General features: G+C 65.5%; 12 protein-coding genes. 4 read left to right on the plus strand and 8 right to left on the minus strand.

Going from position 1 to position 13955, the window contains the following annotated elements; translation table 11 throughout:
* Positions 1-13: 13 nt before the first annotated feature.
* Entirely contained in the window at positions 14-1771 is a 1758-nt protein-coding gene (locus tag CO669_RS01825; RefSeq protein WP_097657484.1) for an ABC transporter ATP-binding protein/permease, read from the minus strand.
* Between the two features lie 315 nt (positions 1772-2086).
* Between CO669_RS01825 and CO669_RS01830 the strand changes: the two genes are divergently transcribed.
* Together CO669_RS01830 and CO669_RS01835 are read left to right on the plus strand one after the other, a co-directional pair.
* Entirely contained in the window at positions 2087-3751 is a 1665-nt protein-coding gene (locus CO669_RS01830) for an L-lactate permease (protein WP_097657485.1), read from the plus strand.
* A 138-nt stretch (positions 3752-3889) separates the two neighbouring features.
* Positions 3890-4288, plus strand: coding sequence for an META domain-containing protein (locus CO669_RS01835; RefSeq protein ID WP_198963763.1), 399 nt, complete (start codon positions 3890-3892; stop codon positions 4286-4288).
* 90 nt (positions 4289-4378) lie between these two features.
* On the opposite strand, the gene CO669_RS01840 is transcribed toward CO669_RS01835, so the two are convergent.
* The 3 genes from CO669_RS01840 to CO669_RS01850 all read right to left on the minus strand — a co-directional run bounded on the left by CO669_RS01840 (position 4379) and on the right by CO669_RS01850 (position 7877).
* Positions 4379-5590 (minus strand): hypothetical protein, encoded by a 1212-nt coding sequence (locus CO669_RS01840; protein WP_198963764.1) that lies wholly within the window; start codon positions 5588-5590, stop codon positions 4379-4381.
* Between the two features lie 191 nt (positions 5591-5781).
* Positions 5782-7413 carry a chaperonin GroEL gene (groL, locus tag CO669_RS01845; RefSeq protein ID WP_097657488.1) on the minus strand — a complete coding sequence of 544 codons (1632 nt, stop codon included), beginning with the start codon at positions 7411-7413 and terminating at the stop codon, positions 5782-5784.
* Between the two features lie 167 nt (positions 7414-7580).
* Positions 7581-7877 carry a co-chaperone GroES gene (locus CO669_RS01850; protein ID WP_097657489.1) on the minus strand — a complete coding sequence of 99 codons (297 nt, stop codon included), beginning with the start codon at positions 7875-7877 and terminating at the stop codon, positions 7581-7583.
* Positions 7878-8195: 318 nt separating this feature from the next.
* On the opposite strand from CO669_RS01850, the gene CO669_RS01855 reads away from it, so the two are divergent.
* Entirely contained in the window at positions 8196-8717 is a 522-nt protein-coding gene (locus CO669_RS01855; RefSeq protein WP_063197393.1) for a hypothetical protein, read from the plus strand.
* 186 nt (positions 8718-8903) lie between these two features.
* Here CO669_RS01855 and CO669_RS01860 read toward each other — a convergent pair whose 3' ends face one another.
* Entirely contained in the window at positions 8904-9689 is a 786-nt protein-coding gene (locus tag CO669_RS01860) for a protein phosphatase CheZ (RefSeq protein WP_097657491.1), read from the minus strand.
* Between the two features lie 316 nt (positions 9690-10005).
* Here CO669_RS01860 and CO669_RS01865 point away from each other — a divergent pair, with 316 nt between their 5' ends.
* Positions 10006-10818: a L,D-transpeptidase gene (locus CO669_RS01865; RefSeq protein WP_097657492.1), complete on the plus strand. Its 813-nt coding sequence runs from the start codon at positions 10006-10008 to the stop codon at positions 10816-10818.
* Between the two features lie 236 nt (positions 10819-11054).
* On the opposite strand, the gene CO669_RS01870 is transcribed toward CO669_RS01865, so the two are convergent.
* The 3 genes from CO669_RS01870 to CO669_RS01880 form a co-directional block, all read right to left on the minus strand.
* Positions 11055-11879 (minus strand): DUF2076 domain-containing protein, encoded by an 825-nt coding sequence (locus tag CO669_RS01870; RefSeq protein WP_097657493.1) that lies wholly within the window; start codon positions 11877-11879, stop codon positions 11055-11057.
* A gap of 126 nt (positions 11880-12005) precedes the next feature.
* Complete coding sequence (locus CO669_RS01875) at positions 12006-12851, minus strand: ChbG/HpnK family deacetylase (RefSeq protein ID WP_097657494.1); 846 nt, start codon at positions 12849-12851, stop codon at positions 12006-12008.
* Positions 12848-13894, minus strand: a complete 1047-nt coding sequence (locus CO669_RS01880; protein ID WP_097657495.1) for a glycosyltransferase family 2 protein — start codon at positions 13892-13894, stop codon at positions 12848-12850. Before CO669_RS01880 ends, CO669_RS01875 begins: the two co-directional genes overlap by 4 nt.
* Positions 13895-13955 lie beyond the last annotated feature (61 nt).

Here is a 13955-nt window from a genome sequence, read left to right on the forward strand (position 1 = left end):
GCCCGCCTGCATCTCAGCGCGCGGCGCTCGGCTCCGGGGCTGGCTCGCCGGCTTTGCCGAGGACGTGGATCTCGTCGTCCTTCACCAGCGACACCTTGCGGGTATGGAAGGCGTCGAGCGTCGAGCGGTGACCGATCGAGACGATGGTGGCCTGGGGCAGCTTCTCCGTCAGCAGCCGATAGAGGCGGTCCTCGGACGGCTCATCCAGCGAGGCCGTCGCCTCGTCGAGGAACAGATAGTCCGGCACGTGCAGCAGTGCGCGGGCCAGCCCAAGGCGCTGCTGCTCACCGAGCGACAATGTCCGGTTCCAGTGACCGTCCTCGTCGAGCCGCTCCGCCAGGCGCGGCATGCCGACGGCCGTCAGCGCGTCGCGGATCTTCTCCGGCGGAATGGAGCCGTGCTCGGCCGGGTAGATGACGGCGTCGCCGAGCGGGCCGATCGGGAAATACGGCCGCTGCGGCAGCATCATCAGCTTCGACGCCGCTGGAATGGCGACCGTGCCGGTGCCGAACGGCCAGACGCCCGCGATCGCCCGGAACAGGGTCGACTTGCCGGAGCCCGAGGGGCCGGTCACCAGCACCCGCTCCGACGGCTGGATCGTGAAGGCATCGGCTGCGACCAGAGGTGCGCCGTTCGGCAGTTTGACCAGCAAATGCTCGAGCGTGATGGCCTTGCCCGTGGACGGCGCCACCTCGATGGTCGGCTCGAGCGCCGCGCCGTGAGCGGCGGAGCGGACCGACATCTCGAAGCCGTCGAGACGGGCAATGACCGAGCGCCATTCGGCGAGCGAGCGATAGGCGGTGACGAAGAAGGACAGCGCGTCCTGCACGCTGCCGAATGCCGAGCCGGTCTGCATCATGTCGCCGAGCTGGATCCGCTTGGCAAAGTAGGCGGGCGCCACCACCACATAGGGAAAGATCGTTGCGGCCTGACCGTAGCTCGCCGTGAAGGCGGTCAGGCGCTTGGTCCGGCTCATGATCCCGTACCAATTGCCGATGACGAAGCCGAAGCGCTGCAGCAGACGCCCACGCTCGGCGCGCTCGCCCTTCAGTAGGGCGATCTGCTCGGAATTCTCGCGCACGCGGATCAGGTTGAAGCGGAAATCGGCCTCATAGCGTTGCTGCTCGAAATTCAGGTTGATGAGCGGGGCGCCGATCCAGTGCGTCAGCGCGGTGCCGACGATCGCATAGGCCACCGCACACCAGACCAGGAAGCCGGGGACGACGATATCGGTGCCGTAAATGTACAGGGGGGCCTTGTAGGACAGGCCCCAGAGGATGACGACGAACGAGGCCAGCGTCACGACCGAGGACAGCAGGCCAAGGCCGATGGTCAGCGTCTGCTCGACGAACGTTTTGACGTCCTCGGTGATGCGCTGGTCCGGATTGTCGGCGGCGTCGCCCTTGAGCTGCATGCGGTAATGCGTGGCGCCCTCGAGCCATTCGCCGAGATAATGTTGCGTCAGCCATTGCCGCCAGCGGATCTGGAGCCACTGGTTCAAATAGAGCTTGTAGACGGCCAGTGCGACGAAGGTGAAGGCAAGGCCGAGGAAGATCCAGACCTCCTTGATGAACTCGGGCAGGTCGTAGGCCTGCAGCGCGCTGTAGAACCGGTTCTGCCATTGATTGAGGAGCACGTTGATCGCGACCAGCACCAGCTCCATGGCGACGACGACGGCGAGCAGGCCGCGGCCGACCCATTTGTCCTCCGACCGGAAATAGGGGATCGCGATTCGCCAGACGATCGCGAGCGTGGCGCTGATGTTCTTCACAGAGCTGGGTCTCCTGGAGGGGTGTGCACAAATGCCTGGAGCCAACGACCTGAGGCAATGGCGGAAATGGGCGCGCTTAGACTAAAGTCGCAAGGTGTGCAATTTGCGTTGGCTTGTCGCAGCTTGCAACCCTAGCATGGGGTTCGACGGCGCGGGGTGGGGTGACCAGGGATTTCGCGACCTTGTGAGCGGGACGGGAACCGCCGCATTCGCGAGGAATTCGCGTCCAGCTCGGGGGTTATCGCTTCCAGCGTCAAGCAGGATCGGCTCTCCACGCGGGCCGTCTGCCGCAAACATGCGTGGGGGAGGAAGACCATGTGGAATCAAGTCTATGATCCGCTGCACAGCCCGGTGCTGTCGACGATTGCCGCGGCAGTGCCCGTCGTCACGCTGCTGGTCCTGATCGCGAGCGGCCGCGTCCAGGCGCATATCGCGGCCATCATCGCCGTGATCGTGGCCAATTTGATCACGATCTTCGTCTTCACCATGCCGGCGAACATGTCGATCCGCGCCTCGGTGCTGGGCATCGTCACCGGCTTCTTCCCGATCGGGTGGATCGTCCTCAACGTCATCTTCCTCTACCAGGTGACGGTGAGCACGGGACGCTTCGAATTGCTCAAGCGCGCCATCGGCGGCGTGACCGAGGACCGCCGGCTGCAATTGCTGCTGATCGCGTTCTCCTTCGGCGCATTTTTCGAGGGCGCCTCGGGCTTCGGCACGCCAGTCGCGATCACCGGCGCCGTGCTGATCGGCCTCGGCTTCTCGCCGCTCGCGGCCTCCGGCCTGTCGCTGATCGCCAACACCGCGCCGGTCGCCTATGGCGCGCTCGGCACGCCGATCCAGGGCCTTGCCTCGGTCACCGGGCTCGATCCCTACATCCTGGGCGCGATGGTCGGCCGGCAATTGCCGTTCTTCTCGCTGATCGTGCCGTTCTGGGTGGTGTGGGCTTTCGCGGGCTGGAAGGGCATGAAGGACGTCTGGCCGGCGATTCTCGTCACCGGCATTTCGTTCGCGGTCCCGCAATTCGTGATCTCGAACTACATCAATCCCTGGATCGTCGACATCGGCGCGTCACTGATCTCGATGGGGGCGCTGATCCTGTTCCTGAAGGTCTGGCAGCCCAGGCAATTGTGGCTGTCGCCGGCGCTGCGGGGCAATGATGAATCGGCAGCCACCATGGCGGCGGCAAAGCCGCTGGACAAGACGCCGCTGACCCAGAGCGAGGTGTTCAGCGCTCTGCTGCCGTGGATCATCGTCTGCATCGTGATGCTGATCTGGGGCAATGGCGGCTTCAAGACCTGGGCGAACTCGATCTTCACCTGGAACTATCCGGTGCCCGAGCTGCACCAGATGATCAACAAGATGCCGCCGGTCGCGCCAGGGCCGACCAAGGAGGCTGCGGTGTTCAGCTTCACTTACCTGTCCTTCACCGGCACGGGCATGCTGATCGCGGCGATCATCTCCGGTGTCCTGATGGGCGTCGGCCCCGGCAGGCTCCTCACCGAGTACGGTCGCACCATCCGGCTGTGCGCGATCTCGCTGATCACGATCTCGGCGATGCTCGCGATCGGCACCTTGACGCGCCTGTCCGGCGTCGACGCGACGCTCGGTCTCGCCTTTGCCGCCACCGGCGTGCTGTATCCCTTCTTCGGCACGCTGCTCGGCTGGCTCGGCGTCGCACTGACGGGATCGGACACCGCCTCCAACGTGCTGTTCGGAAACCTGCAGAAGATCACCTCCGAACAGCTCGGCCTGTCGCCGGTGCTGATGGCGGCGGCGAACTCGTCCGGCGGCGTGATGGGCAAGATGATCGACGCGCAGTCGATCGTCGTCGCCTCGACCGCCACCAACTGGTACGGCCACGAGGGCACCATCCTGCGCTTCGTGTTCTGGCACTCGATCGTGCTGGCCTGCCTCGTCGGTGTGCTCGTGACGTTGCAGGCCTATGTCTATCCGTTCACGGCGATGGTCCTGAAGTAACGGGCCGCGTTCCGGCTTCGACGCCAATCCCCGCGGGGGTCGCCCCGCGGGGATTTTTGCGTCTACGTTGCGCGAACCTTCTCAATGGCGTCGCCGTCTTATAGAAGGTGCGGCAATTCAGGCTGGACGAGAGGTCTCATGGTTTCGCTCAAGCGGTTGGTGTGTGCGGCGGTTGCAATGCTCGCGATGTCCATTGGCGCGCGTGCCGAGGATGGTTTTCCGTTCGGCACCGAGATGACGCTGGAAGCGTTGCCGCAAGCAGGCTCCAAGCGGATTCCGAACATCGAGATCGGCGACCACGGCGAGGTCCTGCTGGAGCTCTGGTGCAAGGGCGGCAAGGGCCAGTTCTCGGTCGCCGGCAACACCGTGATCTTCGTCCCCGGCCAGATCCAGGACCGCAACTGCCCGCCGGGACGCGCGCAGGCCGACGACGATCTCGTCGCGGCGCTCTCCAGCGTCGAGACCTGGAAGCGCCAGGGCGACGTGCTGACGCTGATCGGCCCGAAGCCGCTGCGCTTCAGGACGACGGGGAACTGATCGCCAGGTCATTCCGGGGCGCGCGAAGCGCGAACCCGGAATCTCGAGATTCCGGGTTCAACGCTGACGCGTCGCCCCGGAATGACTTCGTCACTTCCACACCGACTTGTCGGCATCCCAGCGCTGAGCTTTGAGCTCCTTGGCGAGGGCCTCGATCGAGCCGTTGTCGTCGGGCTGGTCGCCTTCCTCGTCGACCGAGGCGTCGTCGGAGAGATTGAGCCTGGCGCCGCTGCTCTCGTCGGCGGTCGTCGTCGCGGGGCTGCCGATCCAGAGCATGAGCTTGTCGGTCGCGCCCGGCTTGTCAGGCGAGACGAGCCCCGTGACCTCGATCGTGTCGGTCAGCTCGAGCGCCGGAAAATCCTGGTTCGGGCGCTTGAAGACCAGCTTGAGCTTGCCCGTGGCGGGGTTGAAGTTTTGCGAGACCGGCTTTGCCGCAAGCGTCCGGCTCAGGACGTTCGCGACAGTGGTCGCGAGCTTGGTGCGGTTGATCTTGTCGCCCTCGCGCCAGTCGGCCGCGGCGAAGCGGATGGTACGGTCCATCTCGGTCATGCCCGCGGTCCAGCCGGCGGCGGTGACGCCGGGCATCGCCTTGAATTTCGCCAGCAGCGCGCCGGCACGCTCGGGATCGACCGACATGTTGATGGTCTGCTCGCCTGCGCGCAGCGCGTCACAGCCGACGGTGAGGCTCGCCAGCGTCACCTCGACCTCCTGGCCCCTCAGGCCCTTCAGGAAGTCGGTCGCCGCATCGAGCTTGACCTTGACCGCGATCGCCTCCGGCGAGACGTCGGTGAAATCCTTCGGCTGCGGCGTGATGCCGTCGTCGGAGGTCTGGTTGTCCTGGAATTCCTTCTCGCTGAGATCGGAATTGTCGGGCGAGGTCACCTCGGTCACCACCTGGCCGATGCTGATCTGGCCGCGGAACTCGAAGGTGTCGCCGCTCGGCTTGCGCAGCAGCTTGACGCTGACGGGCGCCTTCTCACCGATGCTCTGCGTCGTGCCCGTCAGGTTCTGGCCCGCGACCTGAAGGTTGACGACGAAGCGGTCCTTGCGGTCGGAGTTCTTGGCGATCGGATAGCAGACGTCGAGCGTCGCGGCGGTGACCGTCTTGCCCTGGCGCGTCTCCTTCAGGATCACGTCGGCATTGCCGTCCATCAGCCCGTCGATCGAGGTGAAATAGCGCGTCTCCACGCCACCGGGCGCCGTGGCCTTGGGCGACAGCTTCATCTGGGCGGAGGCGACCTCTGGCTCAACCGCAAGCAGAGCCGCTAACAGGGCTGTCGAACAAACCAAGAGCGTGCGCATCGACGAAATCCTCGAGCAATGAGCATGATCCGGAAAAGTGTGAAGCGGCTTTCCGAAAAGATCATGCAATAGAATCGGCGCCACCGTAGTGGGTTTTGGCGGTGGATTGAATCGGAAAGCGGCGCCCATCGTCGGCAAAAAAGAAGGCCGCCCGGAGGCGGCCTTCGCGATCGTATCGGTTGAGGATGGGCTCAGAAGCCGCCCATGCCGCCGCCGGCGGGCATGGCGGGCGGGGCTTCCTTCTTCGGCGTCTCGGCGACCATGGCCTCGGTGGTGACCAGCAGGCCGGCCACGGAGGAGGCGTCCTGGAGCGCGGTGCGCACCACCTTGGCGGGGTCGATGATGCCCTTCTCGACCATGTCGACATAGTCCTCGTTCTGGGCGTCGAAGCCGAAGGTCTCGGACTTGTTCTCCAGGATCTTGCCGACCACGATCGAACCTTCCACGCCGGCGTTCTCGGAGATCTGGCGGATCGGGGCTTCCAGCGCCTTCAGCACGATGTTGATGCCGGCCTGGACGTCGGCATTGGCGTGGGTGAGACGGCCCACCGCCTTCTTGGCGCGGAGCAGCGCGACGCCGCCGCCGGGGACGATGCCTTCCTGCACCGCGGCGCGGGTGGCGTTGAGCGCGTCCTCGACGCGGTCCTTCTTCTCCTTGACCTCGATCTCGGTGGCGCCGCCGACGCGGATCACCGCGACGCCGCCGGCGAGCTTGGCGAGGCGCTCCTGGAGCTTCTCACGGTCGTAGTCCGAGGTGGTTTCCTCGATCTGGGCCTTGATCTGGCCGACGCGGGCCTCGATCTCCGGCTTCTTGCCGGCGCCCTTGACGATCGTGGTGTTTTCCTTGTCGATCACGACCTTGCCGGCGCGGCCCAGCATCTTCACCGTGACGTTCTCGAGCTTCATGCCGAGGTCTTCGGAAATGAGCTGGCCGCCGGTGAGGATCGCGAGGTCCTCGAGCATGGCCTTGCGGCGATCGCCGAAGCCCGGCGCCTTCACCGCGGCCACCTTCAGGCCGCCACGGAGCCGGTTGACGACCAGGGTGGCCAGCGCCTCGCCCTCGACGTCCTCGGCGATGATGACGAGCGGCTTGCCCGACTGCACCACGGCTTCGAGCACGGGCAGCATGGCCTGCAGGCCCGAGAGCTTCTTCTCGTGCAGGAGGATGTAGGCGTCCTCGAGCTCGGCGGTCATCTTCTCGGGGTTGGTGACGAAGTAGGGGCTGAGATAGCCACGGTCGAACTTCATGCCCTCGACGATGTCGACTTCGGTGTCGAGCGACTTGTTTTCCTCGACGGTGATGACGCCCTCATTGCCGACCTTCTGCATCGCCTGGGCGATCATCTTGCCGATCGCGGCATCGCCGTTGGCCGAGATGGTGCCGACCTGGGCGACCTCGGAGGAGGCGGCGACCGGCTTGGCGCGCTTCTCGATGTCCTTGACGACGGCCGCAACCGCGCTGTCGATGCCGCGCTTGAGGTCCATCGGGTTCATGCCGGCGGCAACCGCCTTGGCGCCTTCGCGCACGATGGCCTGGGCCAGCACGGTCGCGGTGGTGGTGCCGTCGCCGGCGAGGTCGTTGGTCTTGGAGGCGACCTCACGCACCATCTGGGCGCCCATGTTCTCGAACTTGTCCTCGAGCTCGATCTCCTTGGCGACGGTGACGCCGTCCTTGGTGATGCGGGGCGCGCCGAACGACTTCTCGATGACGACGTTGCGGCCCTTCGGGCCGAGCGTCACCTTGACGGCGTTGGCGAGAATGTCGACGCCGCGCAGCATGCGATCGCGCGCGTCTCCGGAAAACTTGACGTCCTTGGCAGCCATGGTCTGCAATCCCTCGTGTTTCGTGCTGTGTCTTGTTTGTGCTGTCCGGCACTCTCTCCGTCATTGCCGGGCTTGACCCGGCAATCCATCTTATGAGGAAGGATGGATGCCCGGGTCGAGCCCGGGCATGACAGCGGCGCATTCAGCGGCCGTTCAGGCGGACGGCCTTAGGCCAGAACGCCCATGATGTCCGACTCCTTCATGATCAGGAGATCTTCGTTGTCGATCTTGACCTCGGTGCCCGACCACTTGCCGAACAGCACGCGGTCGCCGACCTTGAGGTCGATCGGGACCAGCTTGCCGGCCTCGTCGCGGCCGCCGGGGCCGACGGCGACGATTTCGCCCTGGGACGGCTTTTCCTTGGCGGTGTCCGGAATGATGATGCCGCCCTTGGTCTTTTCCTCGGCGTCGATACGTTTGACCACGACACGGTCATGCAGCGGACGAAATTTGGATTTAGCCATGACGTTTCCCTTTGGAGGCTCGCTTCGGAAGTAGTGGAAAGTGGGTGGGGCGGCGCTTCCGTCCACCCCCTGTCCAGAGGATCGAACGGCGCCCTTAGCAATCGGGCTTTCCGAGTGCTAATAGTGGGCCCGGAAATATGGCTTGGCCGCGATCCTGTCAAGCAAAGGTGGTTAAGCGATTGGTGAGGCGGATATAGGATGGTGGCATTGGAAACTTTGTTCGGGGCGCCGACGTATCAAAGGACGTCATTGCTCCGGCAGCGGTTTTGCGCTTGGCTGCGGGAGGGGTGCGGCCATGGTCTTGTTCGGGGGAATGCCATGATCAGTTCGGCTCACGCGCGCACGGTTGCCAATCTGGCGGCCGCCTCTTGTCTGGCGCTGCTGCTGGGCGCCTGCGGCGGCGGCATGAGCCTGCCGTCCTTCTCGTCGTCCTCGCCGCCGCCCGATGCCGAGCCGGGCGTTGCCCCGGAAATGCCTGCGACCATTCGCGCCGACGAGATCGTCGGCCGCTGGGGCCTCGCCTCGTTCCAGAACCCGGCCGACCGCGCCCGCACCGAGGCGGCCGCAAGGGCTCAGTGCAAGAATCCCTACGTGATCACCGCCGGCTCCTCCGGCGGGGTGATCATGCATCTGGCCGACCAGGCAACGCCCCAGGAGCTGCGGCTGAAGGGCTCGCCGAGCGGCAAGAACTACATCGGGCCCGCGGGTCCGACCCCCGGCGAGCAGGACCGCGAGATCGTGTCCTTCGACGGCCGCGTGCTGATCACCCGCTTCATCGACAAGGACGCCGCCACCCGCTACGGCAACATGGTCTACGTCCGCTGCGCGCCCAGGGCGTGATCTCGCGCCTCCGTCATGCCCCGCGAAGGCGGGGCATCCAGTACGCCGCGGCCTCTCGATTGAATCACGACCGTCTCTGGAATACTGGATCGCCCGGTCAAGCCGGGCGTGACAGCGGAGGGGATGGTCCAAAACGAAAAACGCCGGCCCGGGGCCGGCGTTTTGTTTTTCTCCGTATGCGTCCGCTCAGTCGAACAGCGCGTCGATGTCGTCCTGCGAGGCGTGGCCGACGTCGCCGCTGAGCTTCGGACCGTTGAGGAGCTTCTCGTCCTCGCTGCGATTGTCGGCCTGCGGAACGACGTGGGCCTTGATCGCGTCGACGCCGCCCCAGATGTCCATCATCGAGTTGATATGCTGCTCGATGAACTTCATCGTGGCCATGACCTTGCTGATGCGCTGACCGGTCAGGTCCTGGAAGTTGCAGGCTTCGAAGATCGAGATGACGCGTTCCTGGATGTCGTCGGCGAGGCGCTTCTGCTGATCGACCGAATCCACCTTGGACATCGCGCTGGCGGCCTGGTCGATCGATTCCGCGGCTTCGAGGATTTGCTGGGTCGCCTGCTCGGTGCCGCCGACCACCGCGCCGAGCTCGCCATTGACCTTGGCCATCTCGCCGCCGTCGAAGCTCTTGCCGTGCAGGGTCGCGATCTCGCGCTTGGTGCGGTCGATGGCGTCGTGGATGAGGTCGAGCTCGACCTTGAGCTTTTCGCACTGCTCGATCTGCGCCCGGTACGTCTCGAGCATGTTTCGCGCTTCGGCGAGCTCATGGGCTGTCGAGGCGTCGATCGCTGCCATGGCCGCGCTGCCGGACAGCGGAGCCGCCACGACGCCCTTCGCCATCTGGGCGCGGATCGCGCGCAACTCGGCCATGATCTCGCTGTGCATCGGGCCGACCTCTTCGGTCACGTCGATAATCGGCATCTCGCCACTAACGATATCCTCGACGCGAAAACGTTTGCGGTGAACAGCCATCAGGATACTCCCCCCACCTCACTCACGCGTCTTTTTAGGCAGAAGCGATTTAACACGAAGTTCACAGCCGGAACTGTCGTGCGGCGTGGCGCGACGGCGTGCAAACAAGCGATTAACCATGGCCGCGCCGCGTTCATCGAAAATAAACGCTGATCGCCAAATTGCCGCTGCGCTCGCGACGTGGTGAATCCAAACGCCCGATCCGTTTACCAAACAAAACGGCTTTTGCTTTTTATTGACCACGTCGCAGGGCGCGGATCAGCCACCAGCTCTCCACGACGCATGTGATCTAGACGAAACAGTACAGAGTACGTCGATGTTCAAGAAAATGTCTGTCGCGCTGCTCGGCAGCGCTTGCACCTTCATTGCCGGCACGAGCGGTGCTGGTGCCTTCGACAATTCGGTGCCGAATGATCCGCCTGCGGTGCTCTACCAGCCGCAGGTGCCGCCGGCGCCGGTGCGCGTCGCCTCCAATTCGAACATGGGCGGCGGCTTCATCGAGTTCCTGTTCGGCGACGGTCCCGGCCGCGGCCCGGCCTACGCGCCCGAGCGGCCGGTGTATCAGCAGCAGCCCGGCTATTACGACCAGCGCCGCCTGCCGCCGATGGGCGAGCCGCAGATGCAGGGTGGATATCAGGGCGCAGGCCTCCAGCAGGAGGCGGTCGATCCGCGGCAGCGCCCGTTCGATCCGAGATTCGAGAAACAATCTGTTGACTATAGCGGCAAGGAAAGCGCCGGAACGATCGTGGTCGATACCCCGAACAAGTTCCTCTATCTCGTCGAGGGCAACGGCAGGGCGATGCGCTACGGCATCGGCGTCGGCCGTCCCGGCTTCACCTGGTCCGGCGTGAAGTCGATCACGGCCAAGCGCGAATGGCCGGACTGGACGCCGCCGGCCGAAATGCTCGCGCGCCGGCCCGATCTGCCCCGGCACATGGAAGGTGGTCCTGAAAATCCGCTCGGCGCTCGCGCGATGTATCTGGGATCGACGCTCTACCGCATCCACGGCTCCAACGAGCCCTGGACCATCGGCACCAACGTCTCCTCCGGCTGCATCCGCATGCGCAACGAGGACGTCATCGACCTCTACGGCCGCGTCAATGTCGGCACCAAGGTCGTGGTGATGTGAGGTCTCCTCACCCTCGTTCGGAATCGTAGGGTGGGCAAAGGCGCCCTTGCGCCGTGCCCACGTCCTCTACGATACGGCAACGTGGGCACGCTGTCGCTTTGCCCACCCTGCGATACTGCGCTCGCGAACAGAGACCCCCGCGTGCGACCTTCTCCCGCAAGAGAGCCGGAGCTGCTCAAGATGAAAACGGCCGCCTCAAGGGCGGCCGCTTTTGTTCGTGGTGCTACACGGCAACCTCACGCGTAATCGCTGCCGCCATCGTCGTCGCCGCCGAAATCGCTGTCGTCGGCCATGTCCGTGTTGTCGCCGCGATCGTCGCCGTAGTTCTGATCGTTGTTGTCGTGGTCGTTCGACGCCTGGTCGAGGAAGCCCTGGCGGGAATCGCGATTCGAGCCGATGTCGTTCAGGCCGGCATCGCGCGCGAGCGAGCCGCCGGACTGGTCGCTGCCGCCCCAAGGACTTCCACCAGCACTGCGATCGCCGCCGAGGGAATTGGTGTCGCCGAAAGCCTGCTGGTGCGATCCGCCCATCATGCCGCGGATGCTCGAGAGCAACAGGGAGCCGCCGACGACGCCGGCCGCAGCGGCCGCGGCCGTGCCGAGGAACGAGCCGCCGCCACCGCCGACCGGCGGAGCGCCATAACCCTGACCGGGGCCTTGACCGTAAGCCTGTCCGTAAGGCGGCGCGCCGTAGCCCGGCTGGGCCTGCGGCATCGCCTGACCGGTGTTCCAGACCGGCCGTTGATCACGGGGCGGCACGTTCGGAACCGAGCCGCGCGAGGGGCCTCCCCCGAACAGCGTGTCGCGCATGGTGTCGAGGAAGCCGCCGGACTGCGCCTGCTCGGGCGCGTGGGCCGCTTCCAGCTCCTGGATGCGGTTATGGGCACGCTTGAGCGCTTCGTCCTGCAACAGCGTGGTCTGCACCAGCGCATAGACCGCGCCGGGCGCCTTGCGCAGGCCGTCGGAGATCGCGGCGATCGCATCGGGATCGCGCGGTGCGTTTTCCAGCTTCGAAAGCCGGTCGAAAAGGTCGTCGACGAGCTGGCGTTCCTGCGGCGTCATGATCTGTCTCCTTCGCGCCAAACCAAGCGCGCAGCAGATGTAGGGTTCCATTGTGGCCCCAACAGTGCCGGCCGGATTAAATTTCTGTATGCGACAAGCTGCCCCGCGGCTTGTTGTCCGCCGGTTTCACCCCAGCGTGACGCGACTGTCCGCGAGCAGGTGCGCGAAGGCTTCGCCGGAGAGATAGGCGTGCTCGCGCTCGCGGACATCCGTCATCGGGTCGAGGCCGGCGAGGACGTCGTCGACGAAGCCGGGGTGGCACATCACGAGGCCGCCGTCGGGGAGGCTTTCGAGGAAGTGCCGCATCAGCACGCCGTAATCGCCTGCGCGCGTGAAGTCATAGGCGCCGGCAAAGGCGGGATTGAAGCTCAGGCCGGCGCGGCCGGCGCGGCGGCGGAATTGCGCGCTGAGACTGTCGAGCACCAGCGCCTTCGGCGAGGCCAGTCGCCGCCTCAGCGGCAGATCGCGGCCGCCCTGACGGACCCAGGCATTCGGCGCAGCCTCGACGATCGCATCGACAAAGCCGTCGCGCACCTGCGGATAGAGCTGCACATGCTGATGGCCGTCGACGAAGTCGGGCGCGCGGCCGAACGCGTCCATGAAGGCCGCGAGCTGCGCCTTCACCTCGTTGCGGAAGAACTCGCGGTCGAGCCGGCGCATCAATCCGGCGCGCAGAAGCTTCGGAAACGGCATGAACATGTCGCCGTCGAGCGGGCGGAAATGCATGGTGAGGGGACGGAACGGCGCCGACAGCGTCACATGCAGGCCGATCGCGCAGCGCGGGCTTTGCTTTGCCGACGCCTCAAGCGCCTCGACGTCGCCGCGCGCGATCGCAGGTCCCACCATCATCACCGACGTGGCGTTGAGGCGGCCGCGTTCGATCAGATCGCGGATGGCGCGGTTGACGCCCGGGCTGATGCCGTAATCGTCGGCGCAGAGCCAGATCCGCCGCAGGTCCGCGGCCGCGCTCATTCGGCCGCCGTCCGCTTCGCGGCGTCCTCGGCTTGGCCGGCCTCGTAGTGCTTTTCGCTGTGCTCGGCGACGAAGTAGATCGGGCGCGCCTTCAGCTCGGACAGGATCTTGCCGATATATTCGCCGACGATGCCGATCATGATGAGCTGCACGCCGCCGATCGTCATCAGGCCGATCACGAGCGAGGGATAGCCGGGCACCTGCTTGCCGGTGGTGAACACTTCCCAGAGGATCGAAAGGCCGAACAGGAAGGCGCCGCCGGCGAGGATGACGCCGAGCAGGCTGGCGAAGCGCAAGGGCGCCACCGAAAACGACGTCAGGCCCTCGATCGACAGGCCGAGCAGGCTTGCGGCGTTGAAGGTGGTGACGCCATGGGCGCGCGCCGCGGGCTCGTAATCGACGCGGATCTGGCGGAAGCCGATCCAGCTGGCGAGGCCCTTGAAGAAGCGGTTGCGCTCCGGCAGTTGCCGAAGCGCCGAGACCGCGCGCGGCGACAGCAGGCGGAAGTCGCCGGCGTCTTCCGGAATCTTCTGGCGGGCGCCCCAGTTGATCAGCGCGTAGAAGCCGTGCACCGACAGCCGGCGGAGGAAGCTCTCGTTGTCGCGATGCGCCTTGGCGGTATAGACGACGTCATAGCCGTCATCGATCCAGTGCCGCACCAGCTGCTCGATCAGGGCCGGCGGATGCTGGCCGTCGCCGTCCATGAACATGACGGCGCCGAGCCGGGCATGGTCGAGGCCGGCCATCAGCGCCGCCTCCTTGCCGAAATTGCGCGACAGCGACACCACCTGGACGTCGATCGCGTCGGCCGGCAGGCTGCGCGCGATCGCCAGCGTCGCGTCCTTGCTGCCGTCGTCGACATAGACGACTTCGCAAGCGAGGCGATAGCGCTCCCGCACGGTCTTGGCGAGTTCGCAGATGCGCTGATGCAGGGCGGCGAGGCCCGCCGCCTCGTTGTAGACGGGGACGACGATCGACAATCCCTTCGCGGCGGCATTGCCCGCGGTGGTCGTCATGCCGGAAACGTCAGAGCCCAGCGTCATCGATCAAGGTTCCAGAGGCGTTCAAAAGTCATCTCAACAGCATATGGTAGCTGCCGTTTGC

Origin of the sequence: Bradyrhizobium sp. Y36 (genome assembly GCF_002531575.1) — a bacterium.
In the GTDB taxonomy this organism is placed as follows: Bacteria; Pseudomonadota; Alphaproteobacteria; order Rhizobiales; family Xanthobacteraceae; genus Bradyrhizobium.